Raw genomic sequence first — 18,131 nt, 5'->3', positions numbered from 1 at the left:
GAATCAGCAAGATAGCCCGCCCGCCCCCTGCGTGCGTGGCAGTCAAGAAAGCCAAGGAATGACGGCGGAATTTGTCCGATATATCTATATTGACTAAAAAGCGGCGTTTCCCGCCTTGCTCCCCGTTCCGGGGACGGCCCGGAACACCGGTCGCGCTCAAGCCGGCGCGCGGGGGACGGATGGTTTCCCCCATTCGCCGGCCGTCGCGGCTGTGCGCTGAGGGAGGGTGGAGACAAGCATGCAGCGATGGAGGGATGCCGCCGCGGGCTTTTGGGCGGCCGCATGGCGGCAGCTGAGCGTGGCCGCGGCCTATTGGGGCTTGGCGCGGCTATTGATGGCCGGCTTCATGAATGCGGAAACCTGGCTGACGCCGGCCTGGTTTCCGGCCGGCCTGGCGATGGCGGTCGCCTTGCGCGGCGGCCAGCGCTACGGCATGGGGCTGGCGGCGGGATCTTTGCTGTTTAGCCTCTTGTCGCGCCAGTTGCCGCTGGCGGACGCCTTGTTGATCGCCGGCGCCAATACGGTGGGCAGCTTGTTGGGCGCCTTGCTGGTGCGCTACCGCTGCGGCCGGCGCCTGCCCTTGCACAGCCTGTCCTATGTCCAGGCCTTCATTGCCGGCGCGGCGCTGGCCGCGGCCGTCGCCGCCATGGGCGGCACGGCGGCCCTGCTGCATGGCCAGCCGCAACTCTTATTGCCGCTGGGGCGTCACTTCATCGCCTGGTGGTTGGCGGACCTGGCCGGCATTTTCAGCCTGACGCCCTGTCTGCTGCTGTTGAGGCGCGCGGTGACAGGCGAAGGCCACGGCGGCCTCGGCTCGCTGGACGGTTTGACCGCCTGGCTGACCTTGCTGGTCGCCGGCCTGGCCATGCTGGGCATAGACGACAGCACCGGACGCTATGCCGCCCTGCCTTATTGCTTCAGCCTGCCTCTGCTGTGGTTCGCGTTTCGCCAGCGCTTGCGGCTGGCCCATGGCCTGTCGCTGGGGATTTTGCTGCTGGCTCTGGCCGGCGGCGTGTCCGGCCACGGCGCTTTCGGGCACGGCGAGCAGGCATTGCTGACTCTCAGCATGCTGATGCTGATCCAGACCACCACCTTGCTGGTGTTCGGCGCGCTGGCGGTGGATCTGCGACGCACCGAGGCCAGGCTGCGCGGCGTCAATCGCCAATTGGAGGGCAAGGTCCGCGCCCGCACCCGCGAACTGGCGGACAGCGAGGCGCGTTTGCGCCTGATGGCCGACGCCGCGCCCTTCCCCTTGGCGATGAACCGTTTGCAGGGCGGCGAACTGATCTACGCCAATGCCCGCGCCGAGGAGTTGTTCCGCGAACGTCTGGCGCCCGGGCGGCCGCTGCGGGTGCAGGACTTCTACGTGGATCCAACCGAGCGCGAGCGCGTGTCCGCGCTGCTGCGCGTAGGCGGTTGCGTGCGCGACCGCGAAGTGCGGCTGCGCGCCGCCGACGGCCGGGAGTTCTGGGCGCTGATCTCCTGTTCCGTGGTGAGGGCCGACGACGGCTGGTTTGTGATCAACGGCGTCAACGACATCAGCGAGCGCAAACAGCTGGAGCAGGATTTGCTGCAGGCCAATCAGGCGCTGCGCCAGAATCTGAATGAAATAGAACTGCTGCAGCAGGGCTTGCGTGAGCAAGCATTGCGCGATCCGCTGACCGGCCTGTTCAACCGCCGTCATCTGGACGATATTCTGCCGCGCATCCTCAGCCATATGCTGGCGGTGCACAGGGACGTGGCGGTGTTGATGGTCGACGCCGATCATTTCAAGCAGATCAACGACCGGTATGGCCACCCTTGCGGCGACGCGGTGCTGACGGCGCTGGCGGCGCATCTGAGCGACGCCTTCCGCAGCGGAGACATCGTGTGCCGCTACGGCGGCGAAGAGTTCTTCATCCTGCTGCCCGGCGCGTCGCTGAACGACGCCTACGCCAAGGCGCGCCAGCTGTGCCACGATGTGCGCGTTCTGCCCATCGTGGCCGGCGGGCACGATATCCGCGTCACCTTGTCGGTGGGGCTGGCGCTGTGCCCGCTGCACGGCACCGACGCCGGCAGCGTGGTGGCCGCCGCCGACGCGGCCTTGTACCGCGCCAAGAAGGAAGGGCGCGACCGGGTGTGCGTGGCGGATCCCATGCGTCCGCTGGTGTCCTGACGCTCCGGCTTGGCGGCCTGGCGCGTCGGGGGCGGTGTGCTACCATCCGCTGATGGAACTTTACCGACTACTGCAACAACAAGGCTTTGGCGGCCGCAAGGAATGCCGGCAGCTGATCGACTACGGCCTGGTCGAACTCAATGGCGAGATCGTCGACAACTACCGTCAGCAGGTGGAACTGGCCGATATCCGGCAACTGGTGGTGGACGACAAGCCCTGGGACGTGGTGACCGGGCCGCTCTACTTGCTGTTCCACAAGCCCCCCAATTACGAAACCTCGCACAAGCCGCAGCACAATCCCGGCATTTATCGGCTGCTGCCTTATCAGTTCGGCAATCTGGGCATCACCGCCGTGGGCCGGCTGGACGTGGACACCACCGGCCTGATCCTGCTGACCAACGACGGCCAGTTCGTGCACGCGCTCAGCTCGCCCAAGAAGCTGGTGCCCAAGTGCTACCAGGTGACGCTGAAACACGCGGCCAGCGAGGAGTTCATCGCCAAGCTGCAAAGCGGGGTTTATCTGAACGACGAAGGCGCGGAGTTCGCCGCCGACAGCATAGAGCGGCTGGACAGCCATGTGATTCTGCTGACCATCACCCAGGGCAAGTATCACCAGGTCAAACGCATGGTGGCGGCGGCCAGCAACCGGGTGGAACAGCTGCACCGCATCAGCCTGGGCAGCGTGGCGCTGGGCGAGCTGCCGCAGGGCGAATGGCGGCATCTGAGCGCGGAGGAGCTGGCCAGCCTGGGTTGGTCGTGAATCATCCCGCTTGGCGGCAATAAGCGCCGCATGCCGAACAGGCCGCCTTTCAAGGCGGCCTTTTTTTGTCGCGCGGCGCGGCGCCGCGCGCCGGCATGGCCGCTCATCAAGTTGATCGCGGCATGGAATGCATTGAAGTGCCCCGAGGCGCGTCCGCGCCCGGGGCTTTTTTGCGCCTGACAAGCGGCGCTTGTGGTGGGAGCCTCCTGATTTGGCCGTGATTTCAGATGGGGGGCTAAATAGGCTTTGCTATCGATACTTTTCCATCGATTGCCATTAATGTAATTTATTTAATGAGTAACATTGTTTATTTACTTAAAAAAATTACACGGCTCCGTCATGGGAAGGCGGCTCATGGAGAAGGCGGCGCCGGATGGCCGCGATCAATGTGAAAACAGGCCCGCGCCGTGTCGGGCGCGAGCCTGTCGGGAAGGAAGCCGGCCGCTGCCGGCTATTGGAATTGCCGCGCCAGCCGCGCCAGCAGATTGCGCGAGCTGTAGTAATCCAGGCGGAAGGTGTCGAAGCCGGCGGCGTAGACCTGTTTGCCGCGCACCGCGGCGTTGCCGGCAAGGAAGGGATTGGCCAGCACCTTGGGCACGCTGGGCGCGTCGGCGTTGAACAGCAGGATGCTGTTGCCGCGCAGCCCTTCGGCGAATTTCTCGCCGGACAGTTGCACGATGTCGCGGCGCACGCCCTGGCTGGTGTTGCCCTTGACGCTGTCCGGCGCGGTGGCGAGCGTAAAGCCCAGCGCTTGCAGCAGCTTGCCTTGGGCCGATTCCGGCGTCCAAAGATTGGCCCCGGAGCCGTCCTCGCCGTACACCATGGCGGCGGTGGGCTGCGGCGGCAGTTTCAGCTTGCTTTTCAACTGCGCCACTTCGGCGTCGAAACGGGCGATCACCGCCTGGGCGTCGGCCTCGCGGCCGCTGGCGCGTCCCAGCAGCGTCGCCAGCTCCTGCCAGCTCTTGTCGTCGTAATTGACCACCAGAGTCGGCGCCATCTGGCTTAATTGCTCGTACAGCTTCAGCGCGGAGTCGCCGCCGGTGCCGGCCATCACGATCAGGTCCGGCTGGGCGGCGATGATGGCTTCGGCATTGGGCTCGCCCTGGTAAAGCGGCTGCACGCCCCGTTGCTTGGCCACGGCCCCCCATTGGGTGAAGAAGCCCTGGCCGTCGGTGACTTTGGAATTGGCGGCGCTGCCGCCGCTGGCCACCACGGGGGCGTTGATGGCGAGCAGGGTGCCGGTCAGGGTCACGCTGGTGGACACGATGCGCAGCGGCGGCCGCTCCAGCGTCAACGGACCCTTGGGCGTGCTCAAGGTGCGCGGCCACTGGCCGGCGGCGGCGACGGAGGCGTCGGCGCTTTGCTCAGGCGCGCCGCAGGCGCTCAAGGCCAGAGCCAGGCCGGCGCTCAGCCATAAGCGCAGCGCGGCGCGGCGCGGGCGGGAAAAATCGGAAGCCATGAAAATCCTTAGGATAGACGCGGGTGGTGGCTCCGATTTTATTGCAAACAAGAATTATTATCATGTTGTACATCAGCCGGGCAGGCAACGGATGACGTGGCTAACGTGATCGTCGCTGAGTTGCGGCCCTATCGGCAGGCTCAGTACCTCTGCCGACAACTGGTTGGCGACGGGGAAGGCGTCGGCAGGCCAAGCGCCGCGGTAGGCCTGCTGGCGGTGCGGCGGCAACGGATAGTGAATCAGGGTTTCCACGCCTTGGGTGCGCAGTTGCCGTTGCAAAACGTCGCGTTGGGGATGGCGCAGGACGAATAAATGCCAGACTGGATCCGCGTCCGCCGCCGTATTTGGAAGCCGCCACTCGCCATTGGATAGTTCATCGATATAGCGTTGGGCAATGCGTTGGCGGCGCGCGTTCCATTCCTCCAGATACGTCAGCTTAACGCGGAGCACCGCGGCTTGCAGCGGGTCCAGCCGGCTGTTCATGCCGGGCAGTTCAAACAGGTATTTCTCGCGCGATCCGTAATTTCCCAGCATTCTGACTCGCTCAGCCAGGATTGGATCGTTGGTGGTGACGGCGCCGCCATCGCCCAGCGCGCCCAAATTCTTGCTGGGATAGAAACTCCAGGTAGAGAGGTCGGCTAAGCCGCCGATGGCTTGGCCGCGGTAGCGTGCACCATGCGCTTGGGCGGCGTCGGCGACCACCTTGACTCCATGTCGGCGCGCCAGGTCCATGATGGGCCCCATCTCCGCCGGTTGGCCATACAGATGCACCGGAAGGATGACCTTGGTGCGCGGCGTCAGGGCAGCGGCGATGCCGTCTGCGGTGATCAAGTGGCTGTCTGGATTCGGTTCCACCGGCACCAAGGTTGCGCCGCACTGGCTGACCGCCAGCCAGGTGGCGATGAAGGTGTTGCTGGGAACGATGACCTCATCCCCGGGGCCGGCCTCCAGCGCCAGCAAGCTCAGGCGTAGAGCATCTAGGCCGTTGCCGACGCCTATGCAGTGTGCGCTGCCGGAGTGGGCGGCGAAGGCCCGTTCAAATAATGCGACCTCTTCCCCGCCAATGTAGAAGCCGGATCGCGCCGCGCGCAACAGCGCGTCCTCAAGTTCATCGCGCAGCTCATGATAGGCGGCGCTCAGATCCAGAAATGGAACACGGCTCATGTGAGCGCCTCTTCGAGAAATTGCGGGTAGTCCCGGATGTAGTCGCTTTCCATGTACACCGACGAAGCCAGCACCGCACACACCGCGCCGGAGGAAAAGTTGTCCAGCGCGCGCCAGATCATCGGGCAGACATACAGGCCGTAGTAGGAGCGGGCCAGATGGAAGCGTTTGGCCTGTTTGCCGTCATTGAGCACCACGTCGAAGCTGCCGGACATTGCCACGATGAATTGATGCAGGCCGCGATGGGCGTGCGCGCCGCGTTCGGATCCGCCCGGCACGTCGTACAGGTAGTAAAAACGCTTGATGTCGAAGGGGATGTGGTTGCCTCCTTCGACAAAGGTGAGGTTGCCGCGCGGATCGGAAATTTTGGGTAATTGGATGATTTTGCAGTCGGCTAAGGGCATGGTTAAGGTCCTTAGAAGGTCAGTCGGTTGAACAGGCCGCCGTGTCGCCGGCTGTTGCGGGCGCTGTGGGTGGCGTTGTATTTGGGGGTGTCGAACGCATGGAGCGTGCTCTTCAGTTCACAAGGCAAGCCGACGAACGAGACGCTCGGGCGCAATCTTCATCGCCAGCAGCGACTGGTGAATGAAGGGCGCGCTCTGCACCGCGGCTATCACAACCGGCAAAGACTGGCTTGTCAACCATTCCGGCGGGTAAATCGGCCGTCCCAGAAATTCGGTGCCGGCCAGATGGGGGCGGGGATCGATAAAGCAGGCTACTTCCGTATCTTTAAGAAAACCGGATTTCGCCATCATGATCCGCGCTTGCGCGCCGGTGCCCCAGATTGCGATGCGGGGATAGCGCTCCGCTTCCGCCAGCGCCGGGCCGAGCCGGGCGCGCAGCACTTCGCGTCGTTCAGGCGTCATTGGCGGCAGCCGTTGCCAGATGAGGTCGTCCAAAAAGACGAAGCCGGCGCCCAGGTCTTGCAGGCGGCTGTATAAGGCCGCGATGGCGTAGGTCTCGTCCAGACTCAGCTGTTCAGAGCGAAAATCGCAGCTGAGTTGGAAATTGGCCGGCAACAGGCTCCAGTTCTGAACTTGCCGAACAAAGGCATCCAGTTCGGCGTTCGCCATATTGTTGTCCAGCGCGATGTATTTGACGATGGTGTTGGCCGGCGAGGCCTGCACATAGCGGCGCAGGTGTTCCAATACCCGCTCCATGCCGGAAAATTTGCGGATTTCTTGAAAGGTTTCCTCGGTGCCGGCATCCAGGCTGGTGACGATGAAGGCCTGATCGTCCGCTAGCAGGCGGGCCAGCTCCGGCAGGTATTTGGTGGCGTTGGTGATGATGCGTTGCTTGACCTGCGGCGCGTAGGCGGCCAACTGCCGGGTCAGCGGGGTGAATAGTTTGTCCAGCGTTGGCTCGCCACCGCCCCAGACCAGATATTCGCAGTTGGCCAGTGCTTGATTGTCGCCTAGAGACGTCACCGTGTGGGCGACATCGTAAGCCGCTTTCCGGCCGCCGAAATAAGTTGGGCTGCAATAAGTGCAGCGCATATTGCAGACCGAGTGATATTCCAGCGACAGATATTTGATACCTTGCTGCAAAGGTGCGCCCCAGTCGGCAAAGCTCAGGAAGGGGCAACCCTCGCACTGAGAGGCCCCGTTGCGGTTGATGTCGCGATGTAGCCGGCTTTTCTCCCGCAGGATGTCTTGGTAGGAGAAGCGGAAGTCCTGGCCTTCCTGGCCGTGCAGCAGCACGACGTCACCCTTCATTTGTCCGCGGTGGAAGTAGCGCTTGCAACAGGTGCGGATTTCGTCGGGAGCCAGAAACAGGGCGTGGTGTAGGTCGAAGCAACTCCAGGACTTGCTGGCCAAGTCGGACAGGGACGCCATCAGGGCCGAGGCGTCACCGTTTGCGTTGACCGCCGGCATGTGTTGCAGGAAGGCGGCGAACATTTTGTAGTAGCGTGTTTCCAGCTGCCCCAGGGGGCGGGCTGAGGACGGGGCGACGCCGATGAGGTCAAATAGCGCCAGAGCTCGCCGATGCAGGCGGAGCAGCAAATCGAGGGGCTCGGCGGCCTTGGCCACGTTGTCGCGATGGATGCGCGCCAGGCGGGAGGACAGCACATTGATGGCGAAGTCGACAAAGGCGGGCCGGAGGCCGGGGAGAAGACCATGGCCGGCGAGCAGTGCATGGATGCGCTCGATCGCATCGAAATAACCGTCGATATGCCGGAGGCCCAGGGTATTGACGATGGAGCCAGCCTGATTCCACTTCAGATAGATCACTCGATCCAGCGTGTCTATGCGGCGCGCGCTCAGGCAGGCGTGGAAGGAAAAATCCACGTCTTCGTGGTAGCCGCTGTGGAAGCGGATAGCCGCCGCCTGCAGGAAGTCACGGCGATAGAGATGGTAGATCACCGAGGGATCGATGTGATTGGCCAAATAGGCCCTCAGACGGGCGTCCAGGTCTTCATGGCCCAGCGCGTCGAAATCCTCGCGCCCTTCGCCCGGTTGCGGCGGCTTGCGCAGCGGCTCCGACGCGTAACGCCAGTTGAAGGCGAGCATGTCGCAAGCGCCTTGATTCGGTCGGCGCAAATATTTTGTCAACAGAGGCAGTGCGCCGTCGGCGAATTCATCGTCGGCGTCCAGAAATCCTATCCATTGGCCTTGCGCCGCTGCGATGCCTAGGTTGCGGGCGGTGCCGGGGCCGCTGTTGCCCTCGGTGCGCAACACACGGAGATTGGGGTGGCGGGAAGCCAGCGTTCGCGCCAATGCCAGGGTGTCGTCGTCGGAGCAGTCGTCGACGACGATGAATTCGGTGTCGGCGGCCTGGCGCAGCGCGCGGTCGAGCGCGCGCTCCAGCGTGGTGGCGGCATTATAGGCTGGGATAACAATGGTGAGCAGCACGGGAGTCTCCGCTTCAGTCCAGGCTCAGCGGCAGACGTTGGCCGGAGACAGCCGCATCGGACATGGTTTGCAGGAAACGCAGTCCTTGGCCGGCCAGCACCGAGCCGAAGACCTCGTCGGAGCGCCAGTCGCCTTGTGTCCGATAGTCCAGGATGCATTGCCCAATATCCTGGTACAGATTGGCGAAAGCTTCGATATAGCCTGCCGGGTGTCCGCTTTTGAAACGGGTATAGCGTATTTGAGAGGCGATGTTCATATCACCTCCGCGATCGATGATTTCAATACGACCGTCGTTGTGGCAAAGCTTGAGGATTTCCGGAGCAGCTTGTGCCCATTCCGCGCTGGCCTGCTCGCCGTAAAGGCGGATACGCAGGCCGTTGCGTTGCCCGAGCATGGATTTACCGAAAGTGAAGCTGCCGTGCACGCCGTCGGGGTATTCGACCGAGGCGTTGACGTAGTCCACCACGCCGGGAAAGTGGCCATAGCTGGCGTGGAAGGCGCCAACGCTCAAGGGCTGCAGGCGGGTGAGGTAATGGACGATCTGGTGCAGATGGGTGCCCAGATCCAGATAGACGGTGGGGATGTCTCCGTCGCGCAGCCGCCAGGCTTGAGGCTGCATCGGATTGCCGTGTCGGTCTCTCCGCAGGAAGCCTTCTTGTGGCATGTCCGCGCTCAAATGACGCAAACGCCCCAGCCGGCCGGACTCGATCCATTGCCTCAGCTCCCGCACACAGGGGTAGCCGGTGTAGTTGTAAGTCATGGCCAGGAAGCCGTTGGACTGTTGTTCGGCTTGGCTAACGATGGCGGCGTCTTTGGTGTCGGCAACCATCGCCTTCTCGCAAATTACCGGCAAACCGACTTTCAGCGCGGCAAGCAAGGGTTGTAGATGGTCCGAGGTGGGGGTGAGGATGACCAGCGCGTCTAGCCGCTGCGCTTCGGCGGCGAGCAACTCGTCGGCATGGGTGTAGACGCGGTCTGCGGCCACGCCGTAATACGCTGCGCTGTCCTGATTCGTCTTCGGGTTTCGGCTGAAGCAGCCGGCGGCCAGATCGTAGGTACCGTCCAACTGCGTCGCGCAGAAATGGGCGCGGCCCACCGCGGAGTTGATGCCGCCACCTATGAAGCCGATCTTCAGCTTGCGTGCCGTTTCTGCGGGATTAAGGATCAGGGGTTCATTCATGGTCGCGCTCCAGTGTGTGGGCCGGGAAGAAGCTGGCCAGTCGCGGGGCAATGTCGAACAGCGCCTCCTGATCCGACAGGCGGGCAAAGACAATGGCGGCTTTGCCGTAAGGCGCCGGCCGGACAGCGCTTGCGCTTTCCGCCAGAGGAAAGACGCGAATATCCAGCGCCTGGGGCAGTTTGGGCGAGAGCGAGAAAAACACGGTCTCGGTGGCGAAGCTGACCGTATGCCGCGCCCAGTAGCTTAGCGGGGCGGGCGTGTAGCTGGGCAGGGCTTGGCCGATGAAGGGCGCGACATAGCTGTCCAGATAACGCCCGCCGGTTGAGAATTCCACCAAGTGGTAGAACAGATCGCCGGGGCAACGGCGCATGGATTCTATCAGGTAGGGCCGGTCAGGCCCGTTGATGAATTGGGTGTGGATCAAACCGTCTGCCAGGCATAGCGATGCGGCCAGCCGCAGCACTTCGTCGCGCACCCTGGTTTTCACCGTCTCAGACAAGCGTGACGGTGAATTGGAACAGTCCACTTGATAAGGGTAGGTCTGGCAAAACTCGTCGACAAAGGCGTCGTGAGCGATTTCGCCGCCGGCCAAGAAGGCCGAATGGCTGTGCAGGCTGCCGTTGATGAATTCTTCCACCACCGCCTCGCCGTCGCGCGATTCGAGTTTGGCCTGATCCAGAGCCGCCGCCAGCTCAGCGTATTGTTCAACCCGCTGCATGCCGCGGCCGCTGAAGCTGTCGGTCGGCTTGACCAGCAGCGGTAGCCGCAACTGTCGGACAGCCGCAGGGTCATCGGCCGCGCGCGCCCGTGGCGAACTCAGGCCGATGGCTTCGGCATGGGCGCGGAATCGGGCCTTGTTATGGATGATCGCAGTGGCTGCGGGGGTGTCGTAGCCGGGCAGGCCGAGCCGATGAGCCGCGTAACTGGCGGAAAGGTAAGCATAGTCGTTGCAACTGGGGCAGACGTATCGATAGCCCTGCTGCTGGATAAGGTGCAGCAAGGTCTCGCGGTCTGAGTAGTCCAGCGGATGATAAGCGTCGGCGTAAGCGACGCAAGGGTCCGAGGACTGAGCGCCGCATACGGCGACGCGAAAACCCCTTCGTCGCAGCGCGAACAGCAGAGGGGCGGCGCTGAAGCTGGTGCCGACCAGCAGAACCCAGGGTTTCATCGCAGGATATCCGTCAGAATCTGTTGCACGCGATGATCCCAGGTGTGATGGCGGCTGACGTGTTGATGGGCGGCCAGGCTGATGGCCTGGCGGCGCTCGGGGTCGTCCAGCAAGGCGCGCGCCGCATCATCGAAGTCGGAGAGGTCGTATTCGACGAAGTGGACGCCCGGCTCGAAACCCAACTCCGGTTCAACAGGGGTGCGGTTGGCCATGATGGGGCCGCCCAGCGCCGCCATGCATTCAAAAACGCGCGGATGCGACAGCGTGCCGCCATTGTGCAGGTTGATCGCTGTGGAACGGAACATGGCGTCGTTTTCCTGCGGGGTGGCTAGTAGCCCGTGGAAATGTGGCGCGAACTCGGGCCAGGACTCCCATTCCGGCGTACCGTAGATCCGGCAGCCATGTCCCAGCGCCAGTACTTTGCGCATCAAGCGCGAGCGGTTGAACGCACGGAAATATTCTTCGCGAAACAACTTCAGCGCATTGGGCTGCATTTGCTGCGGCGCTGCGCCCTGAAGGTTGAGGAACACCTCAACCACTTGATCCAGCAGTTCCAGCGAGGTGTCCAGCGAATCCTGTTGGACTTGTTCCAGAAAGTTTAGATAGTCCCAGCCAGTGAACTGATGCTGGGCATTGACCTGGAATACGGCGTTCAACAGCTGTGTCTGTGGGATGTACCCCACCAAGGAGAACACGGCGTCGGCTCGACCTGCCGCTTCGGTATGAGCCAGCGTGGCCGCAAAGCGTAAAGTGCCTGTGAAACGGCGGGATTCCACGGTCAGCGTGTTTTGCAAACGCGTGGTGGCGAGGTAGCAGATATCGCTGACCGCATGTTGGCCTTGCTGACGGAAATCTTCCTGACCGAACTGGTTGTCTTGTATCCAGCGCAGATGGAGGATGTGCTTGAAGCCTTCCATCGCGGGGGGCTTGGCGTGATTGATCGACAGCACCGCTTGCGGTTGGTAGCCGGCCAGCAGCGCTCGCATCGAATCATCGCTCATGCCGTCGACCATCAGCACGCAGTCCACGCCGGCCTTGAGGAAAGCCTGACGCAGGGCCACTCCCTGATTCAAATAAAACAGGTATGACGATGGAATTAGCACCAGAATGCGTTGGATGGATGGTTGATGAAGATAGGCGGGCAGGCTCAAAACGGCTCTCCGGAGACGATTGCATTAAGCATAGTGTAGCGTCATTCCCCCGGAGCAGCCGAGCGAATCCCGCAGGAACACGGGGTTTTGGCAATAGTTGGCGGCGAGCTTAGGGCAAGCCGCGCGCTCATTCCTGTTGTTGCTTGAGCCAGTTGTCTTCCTGATGCCGCATCAGCGCGAACCACTGCTGGCGCATGTGGCGGGCAAAAGCCGGCGGCGCCGCGGCGAAGTCGTTTTCGTCGGTGTAACAGCCGGGCAGATAGGGCGGTTCGAAGTCTTTCTCCCAGCCCTTGGCCTGCAGTGCCCGCTGGCCCTGCGGGCTGCAGTCCTCGGGCAGCGGCAGGCCGGTCAGGTGGCCGCTGTCCGGGTCCAGCCAGCGCACGCCCTGGCGATCCAGGCCGCGCAGGCCGTATTTGGCTTTGCCGGCGTGAAGAATCAGCTTGTAGTCGTTGGGGCTGACGTCGCTGGCGCAAGCGCTGCGATAGCCGACCACCGTTTCCAGCGCGCCGTCGCGGTTGAGGTCCGGAAAAGCAATGGAGGCCAGATCGAAGGTCGCGCTGGCGTCGAACTCGCAGCGCGTCACGCCGTCGCTGAGCATCCACTGCCGTCGCGGCCTATCCTGGCCCAGCGTGTATTGCGCGGCGTAGAGCGTCGCGCTCTGCGCGCCGTCGGCGCCGCGCGCTTCCTGTCGCTCCGCCAGCACCAGCACGTGCTCGCCGGCGCTGTCCGTCCAGCCGTAGGCGGCGGTCAGCTTGCCGCGCAGCTCGACGCCGGCCGGCACGGCGCTCAGGCGTCGCACTTGGCCGGCGACGGACGGCGCGCTGGCGGTGTCGGCCGGCTCGGCGGCGGGCGGAGGCGGCTGGGGTTTGCAGGCGGCGAGCGTCAGCGTCAGGCCGAGCAACAGCGAGACGCGCAGGCCGGCGGTACGGGGCGCGGGGAGCGGGGGCATGCCGTTCTTCTTGTCATTGATGAAACTGGAATAGTACGGAATACCAGCGACGCGGAACAGCTCCGGCGGCCGAGAGAGGGGTTGGGGGCGGGGCGGGAACTGACCGATTTGCCGACGATTCATGACATTGGGGTGATTTTTGCCGGCTGGGGACGCCATAATCCAGGCGGGAGCGCGATCCTCGCGCGATACCGCAGTCTGTTCAAAGTCTCGCGAGCGAAGGCGACGCAGCCGAGCACGCGGAACGCTCGTGGCTCATGGGCGTTTCAAAGCCGCGCTCGCCGTGTCGCGTTTGACGACGCGGGGCGGACAGGGAACGGGTTCTTTAAGGAGGGCTTATGTTGAAACCTGCTTGGTGGTGGGCTGGGGCGCTGGCGTTGACGCTGGCGCAGATGGCGGCGGCGGAGCCGCTGCCGGCGTATCGCGGCGACGCGCGGCAGTCATCGGTGTCCGGTCTGTCGTCCGGCGCCTTCATGGCGGTGCAGTATCAGGTGGCGTTTTCCGCCTCGGTGCGAGGCGTCGGCGTGGTGGCGGGTGGGCCTTACTATTGTTCCAAGGGCATGCTGGCGGGCGCGCCGGCCTGCATGAGCGGTCCGCCGCCGGCGGTGGGCGGCCTGGTGCTGGCGACGCAGCAGTTCGCGCTGGCGGGACAGATCGATCCCTTGTCCAACCTGGCCAAGCGCCGCGTCTATCTGTTCAGCGGCAGCCAGGACAATACCGTCAAGACGGCGGTGGTGGACAGCGCCGAGCGTTATTTCCGCAAGCTGGGGGTGCCGGCGGCGAGCATCGACTACCTGCGCAGCCTGCCGGCCGGCCATGCCCAGATCACGCCGGCTTACGGCAATGACTGCGGCGAGACCAAGTCGCCTTACGTCAACCATTGCGACTGGAAGGGCGAAGGCTACGACCAGGCCGGCGCTATCCTGACGCAAATCTACGGCCCCTTGCAGCCGCGCGCCGGCCAATTGAGCAGCCAGGTGTCCGCTTTCAACCAGAAGCCGTACGCGCCGCCGGGCAGCAGCCTGGCCGACGAGGGCTATGTCTATGTGCCGCGCGCCTGCGCCGAGGGCGAATCCTGCAAGGTGCATGTGGCGCTGCATGGTTGCCGCCAGTACGCGGGCGCGGTCGGCGACGCTTTCTACGGCCATGCCGGCTACAACGAATGGGCGGACAGCAATCGCATCATCGTGTTGTATCCGCAGACCACGGCGATGCCGCCGGGCAACCCGAACGGCTGCTGGGACTGGTTCGGCTATACCGGCGTGAATTTCGCCTGGAAGAACGGGGTGCAGATGCGGGCGATCAAGGCGATGGCGGACCGGCTGGTGTCGGCGCCCTGAGCCAGAGTCCGGCGGGGTTCAGCCGCCGGGGAAGCCGCGTTTGGCGAAGAAGTCGATGAAGGCGCGCAGCCGTGGCGGCGGATAGGGCGAACCGGGCCATAGCAGATAGAGGACGCCGCTGCGCTCGGCCCAGGCTTCCGGCAGCGCCCGCAGCCGTCCGTCCGCCAGTTGGCGGCACACGGTGAAGTCCGGCAGGCAGGCGATGCCGGCGCCTTGCTCCGCCAGCTGGATCAGCGCGTCGCCGGTATTGGCGCAGGCATGGACCGGCAGCGCCGGTGCGTCTTCATCCTGGCCGGCCAGCGGCCACGGCGCCAGTTTGCCGCTGCGCGGATAGCGGTAATGCAGGCAGCGGTGCTTCGTCAGATCCATCGGCGACGCCGGCTCGCCGCAGCGGGCGAAGTAGGCCGGCGCGGCCACCAGCCGCATGCGGTAAGCGCCCAGCCGCCGCGCGCTCAAGCGCGAGTCTCCCGGTTCGCCGCCGCGAATCACCACATCGAAGCCTTCGCCTATCACGTCCACCAGACGGTCGCTGTAGTCCAGATCCAATTCGATCTCTGGATAGTCTTGCATGAAGGCGGCCAGCAGCGGGGCCAGCACGCCGCATTCGTGCGGCAGGCCCACCTTCAGCCGGCCGCGCGGCGCGGCCTGCTCTTGTTGCAACTCGCGCTCCGCCGTTTCCACTTCGTCCAGAATGCGCAGGCAACGTTGCAGGTATTGCTCGCCGGCCGGGGTCAAGGTCAGCCGCCGGGTGCTGCGTTGAACCAGACGCGCGCCCAAGCGCGCCTCCAGCCGCGCCAGGCCTTTGCCGGCGGCGGAGGCGGAAATGCCCAGTTGCCGTCCGGCGGCCACCAGGCTGCCTTGCTGGGCGATATGGGCGAACAGCTCGATGCCGCTCATTTTTTCCATGGTTTGCCTCGAAATTACGGAATACAGTTCCGTTATGTATGGAATTGAAGACTATTTTTCCGTATCGCCAAGGAATCTAGCATAAGCCCTCGTTCATGTGCGATACGGGAGAAGCGGGATGACAGGCAAGAGCGGCGAGTCGGCGATGCCGGCGACGGTGTATCTGTTGGGCTTATGCATTTTTGCGATGGCGACGTCGGAATTCATGGTGGCGGGGATGATGCCGTCGTTGGCGGCGGCTCTGGGCGTCGGCTTGCCGGCGGTGGGCAATCTGGTGTCGGCCTTCGCCGCCAGCGTGGTTCTGGGCGGGCCGGCGCTGACTTGGCTGCTGCGTTCGGCGCGGCGCAAGCACAGCTTGATCGGGCTGTTGCTGTTGTTCCTGGCCGGGCAGGCTTTGGGCGCGCTGGCCGGCGATTACCGGCAGATGTTGTGGTCGCGGCTGATCTGCGGCGTGGCGCAATCGGCTTTCTTCGGCGTGGCCCTGGCCTTGGCGGCGGAACTGGTGGGCGAACACCGGGTGGCGCGCGCCGCCGCGCTGGTGCTCAACGGCCTGATGCTGGCTTCGGTGGCCGGTCTGCCGCTGGCGGCCTGGGTGGATCAGAGCTGGGGCTGGCGTGTGAGCTTTTGGCTGGTGGCGGGCATGGTGGCGTTGGCCGCGGCGGGCATCGCCGCGCTGACGCCGTCCGGCGTCCGTCCGCAGACCTTGAGTCTGGGCGAGGAGGGCCGCCGGCTGGCGCGACCCAGCCTATGGGCGGCTTATCTGAGCAGCGGCCTGATCATAGGCGCGGTGTTCGCCGCCTTCACTTATCTGGTGCCCTTGTTCACCCGGGTCAGCGGCTTCGCCGCTTCGACGCTGCCCTGGTTGTTCGCCGCTTACGGGCTGGCGACGGTGCTCGGCAATCTGTTCAGCGGCCGCCTGGCGGACAGCCACACCCGCACCGTGCTGCGCGGCGGTCTGCTGGTCTTGCTGGCTGCCTTGGTGGCGTTGGCCTTGCTGGCGCAATGGCAGGCGGCGACGGCGGCGTGCGTGCTGCTATTGGGCCTGGCCGGCCTGCCGATGAATCCGGCGATGGTGGCGCGGGTGGTGCGCGCCGGCGGCAGCGGGCCTATGGTGAACAGCCTGCACATGTCGGTGGTCAATCTGGGTCTGATGCTGGGTTCCTGGGGCGGGGGCGCCTTGTTGGACGCCGGCTGGAGCCTGCGCGCGCCGGTATGGCTGGGCGCGGCGTTGGCCGCGCTGGCCTTGCTCAGCCTGTGGCTGGACCGCGCCGGTCACAGCTGGCAGGTCACCGGCAGTTCGGCCGGCTTGCCCAGGTAGAAGCCCTGGTAGAGCTCGACCCCCAGTTCCTGCATCGCCTGGTGTTGCTCGCGGGTTTCTATGCCTTCCACCGCCATGCGGCAGCCTATCTGCCAGCCCAGCTCCAGCAGCACCGGCAGCCGGTGGCGTTCGCCGGACATATAGTCCAGCAGCAGGCTGCGGTCTATCTTGATCAGGTCCGGGCACAGCGACTTGACCTTGCCGTGGCGAGCGGCCACCGCGCCGAAATCGTCCACAGACAGGCCGAAGCCGGCCTCGGCGGTCAGACGCAGGCTGTTGATCAGCGGTTGGCCGTGGTGTTCCACCTCGTATTCCGGCAGTTCGAAAATCACGCCTCCGCTGTCCAGTTCCAGCGAGTCCAGCAGGCCTTGCAGCAGGGGAAGGTGATTGCGGCCGTGGTTGTCCACCACCGCGGTCTGGGCCAGCAGGTTCAGGCACAGGCAGCCGGATTGGCCGCTTTGCGCGAAATTGCGGATGTGGATCAGCCGCGCCAGCTGATCGGCCTCCAGCGCCAGCTCCGGCGGCAGGCCGGACAAAAAAGAGTCGGGGGACGGCGTCTGGCCGTCCTGCGTCCGTACGCGCAGCAGCGCCTCGTAGCCGAACACGCCGCCGCTGCGGTAGAACAAGGGCTGGAACACGCTGCTGAGCTGACAGCCGCCCAGACGCGCGCAATATCGGCCGTCCGCGTCGCGGTACAGCTGTCGCTCGGGATGAGGGCCTAGGGGTGGAGCCATGGTGGTTTAGTCGCGCGGGATGGACTTTCAGCATAGCAAGCATTGCGCCGGGCTACCGGCCGGCTGCTGCCTCTGCTGGAGCGCTATCCCTTGCCGCTGCACGCGGTGTACGCGGTGTTTCCCGAGCGCAAGCACGTGCCGGCCTAGGTGCGCGCCTTCCTGGAGTTCATCGACCGGAAGCTGGGCGGCGAGCCGCCGCCGACAGATTTCCCGGCCGCCGCCGACTAAGAGTCTGTTCAAAGTTTCGCGAGCGAGAGCGAGACAGGGCGAACGCCGCTGAGAAAGCGGAATGCGTCAGTAGCGCATTGGCGCTTCAGCGGGCTTTGAACAGCTTCTAAGCTTTGGTAGTACGGGCCCGATGAGGAGAGGCGCGATGAAGGCGTGGGCAGGCGGGATATGGGCGGCGTGGGCGCTGGCGTCCCTGGCCGCGGACGTGGCGGGCTGGGCCAGCTATCAGCGCGGCGATTTCGCCGCCGCGCGCCGGCAGTTCGAGCAAGCGGCCCAGGCGGGCGACCGGGTGGCGGCTTTCGACCTGGCGATGATGCATTGGCGCGGCGAAGGCGGCGCGCCGGACCGGGCGCAGGGCGAGCGCTGGCTGCGCCGCGCTGCCGACGCGGGTCTGCCGCAGGCGCAGCACGCCTTGGGCGCGCTGTATGAAAGCGGCCAGCAAGTGGCCAAATCGCAGACCGAGGCGACGCGCTGGTTCCAGTTGGCCGCGCGGCAGGATTATCTGCCGGCGGAGCTGGATCTGGGCACCCAGTACTTCTTGGGCCGCGGCGCGGCCAAGGACTACCGGCTGGCCGCGTACTGGTACGAAAAAGCCGCGCAGCAGGGCGATATGGGCGCGCAATATCTGATCGCCAGCATGTACGAGCACGGCGACGGCGTGGAGCGGGATCTGCCGGCGGCGATACGCTGGTATGCCAAGGCGGCGGCTCAGGGCGACGTCGGCGCCAGGCTCAAGGCGCTGGATCTGGCCAAGAGGGCCAAATAGG

General features: G+C 64.6%; 15 protein-coding genes. 5 read left to right on the top strand and 10 right to left on the bottom strand.

Going from position 1 to position 18,131, the window contains the following annotated elements:
• Positions 1-238 precede the first annotated feature (238 nt).
• Positions 239-2,155 (top strand): diguanylate cyclase, encoded by a 1,917-nt coding sequence (locus DB032_RS21335; RefSeq protein WP_107801221.1) that lies wholly within the window; start codon positions 239-241, stop codon positions 2,153-2,155.
• A 52-nt stretch (positions 2,156-2,207) separates the two neighbouring features.
• Complete coding sequence (locus DB032_RS21330) at positions 2,208-2,915, top strand: pseudouridine synthase (protein ID WP_107802064.1); 708 nt, start codon at positions 2,208-2,210, stop codon at positions 2,913-2,915.
• A gap of 451 nt (positions 2,916-3,366) precedes the next feature.
• On the opposite strand, the gene fepB is transcribed toward DB032_RS21330, so the two are convergent.
• From fepB to DB032_RS21290, 8 genes are all read right to left on the bottom strand, one after another.
• Positions 3,367-4,374 (bottom strand): Fe2+-enterobactin ABC transporter substrate-binding protein, encoded by a 1,008-nt coding sequence (fepB, locus tag DB032_RS21325; RefSeq protein WP_107801220.1) that lies wholly within the window; start codon positions 4,372-4,374, stop codon positions 3,367-3,369.
• Positions 4,375-4,446: 72 nt separating this feature from the next.
• Positions 4,447-5,538, bottom strand: coding sequence for a DegT/DnrJ/EryC1/StrS aminotransferase family protein (locus DB032_RS21320; RefSeq protein ID WP_107801219.1), 1,092 nt, complete (start codon positions 5,536-5,538; stop codon positions 4,447-4,449).
• Positions 5,535-5,942: an FdtA/QdtA family cupin domain-containing protein gene (locus DB032_RS21315; protein WP_107801218.1), complete on the bottom strand. Its 408-nt coding sequence runs from the start codon at positions 5,940-5,942 to the stop codon at positions 5,535-5,537. Before DB032_RS21315 ends, DB032_RS21320 begins: the two co-directional genes overlap by 4 nt.
• Before the next feature lie 117 nt (positions 5,943-6,059).
• Positions 6,060-8,390, bottom strand: coding sequence for a glycosyltransferase (locus DB032_RS21310; RefSeq protein ID WP_107801217.1), 2,331 nt, complete (start codon positions 8,388-8,390; stop codon positions 6,060-6,062).
• A 13-nt stretch (positions 8,391-8,403) separates the two neighbouring features.
• Positions 8,404-9,570, bottom strand: a complete 1,167-nt coding sequence (locus tag DB032_RS21305; RefSeq protein ID WP_107801216.1) for a Gfo/Idh/MocA family protein — start codon at positions 9,568-9,570, stop codon at positions 8,404-8,406.
• Positions 9,563-10,738 carry an acetyl-CoA carboxylase biotin carboxylase subunit family protein gene (locus DB032_RS21300; protein ID WP_107801215.1) on the bottom strand — a complete coding sequence of 392 codons (1,176 nt, stop codon included), beginning with the start codon at positions 10,736-10,738 and terminating at the stop codon, positions 9,563-9,565. The genes DB032_RS21305 and DB032_RS21300 overlap by 8 nt, the downstream gene beginning before the upstream one ends.
• Positions 10,735-11,889 (bottom strand): glycosyltransferase, encoded by a 1,155-nt coding sequence (locus DB032_RS21295; protein ID WP_146176758.1) that lies wholly within the window; start codon positions 11,887-11,889, stop codon positions 10,735-10,737. Before DB032_RS21295 ends, DB032_RS21300 begins: the two co-directional genes overlap by 4 nt.
• 127 nt (positions 11,890-12,016) lie before the next feature.
• Positions 12,017-12,838 carry a M949_RS01915 family surface polysaccharide biosynthesis protein gene (locus DB032_RS21290; protein ID WP_107801213.1) on the bottom strand — a complete coding sequence of 274 codons (822 nt, stop codon included), beginning with the start codon at positions 12,836-12,838 and terminating at the stop codon, positions 12,017-12,019.
• Between the two features lie 338 nt (positions 12,839-13,176).
• Here DB032_RS21290 and DB032_RS21285 point away from each other — a divergent pair, with 338 nt between their 5' ends.
• Positions 13,177-14,178: a PHB depolymerase family esterase gene (locus tag DB032_RS21285; protein WP_107801212.1), complete on the top strand. Its 1,002-nt coding sequence runs from the start codon at positions 13,177-13,179 to the stop codon at positions 14,176-14,178.
• A gap of 18 nt (positions 14,179-14,196) precedes the next feature.
• Here the strand turns inward: DB032_RS21285 and DB032_RS21280 are convergent, their stop codons facing one another.
• The gene (locus DB032_RS21280) at positions 14,197-15,084 is read right to left on the bottom strand and encodes a LysR family transcriptional regulator (protein WP_107801211.1); all 888 of its coding nucleotides are present in this window, start codon (positions 15,082-15,084) and stop codon (positions 14,197-14,199) included.
• A 118-nt stretch (positions 15,085-15,202) separates the two neighbouring features.
• On the opposite strand from DB032_RS21280, the gene DB032_RS21275 reads away from it, so the two are divergent.
• Positions 15,203-16,402: an MFS transporter gene (locus tag DB032_RS21275; protein ID WP_233246758.1), complete on the top strand. Its 1,200-nt coding sequence runs from the start codon at positions 15,203-15,205 to the stop codon at positions 16,400-16,402.
• Here the strand turns inward: DB032_RS21275 and DB032_RS21270 are convergent.
• Positions 16,357-17,136, bottom strand: a complete 780-nt coding sequence (locus DB032_RS21270; protein WP_107801210.1) for an EAL domain-containing protein — start codon at positions 17,134-17,136, stop codon at positions 16,357-16,359. The two genes, DB032_RS21275 and DB032_RS21270, sit on opposite strands and share 46 nt — an antisense overlap.
• A 373-nt stretch (positions 17,137-17,509) precedes the next feature.
• On the opposite strand from DB032_RS21270, the gene DB032_RS21260 reads away from it, so the two are divergent.
• Positions 17,510-18,130 (top strand): tetratricopeptide repeat protein, encoded by a 621-nt coding sequence (locus DB032_RS21260; RefSeq protein WP_107801209.1) that lies wholly within the window; start codon positions 17,510-17,512, stop codon positions 18,128-18,130.
• Position 18,131: the final 1 nt, after the last annotated feature.

The organism is Chromobacterium sp. Panama (assembly GCF_003052555.1).
Classification (GTDB): domain Bacteria; phylum Pseudomonadota; class Gammaproteobacteria; order Burkholderiales; family Chromobacteriaceae; genus Chromobacterium.
The sequence above is the reverse complement of the archived record's forward strand: the minus strand, read 5'-3'. Positions and strand labels throughout refer to the sequence as shown.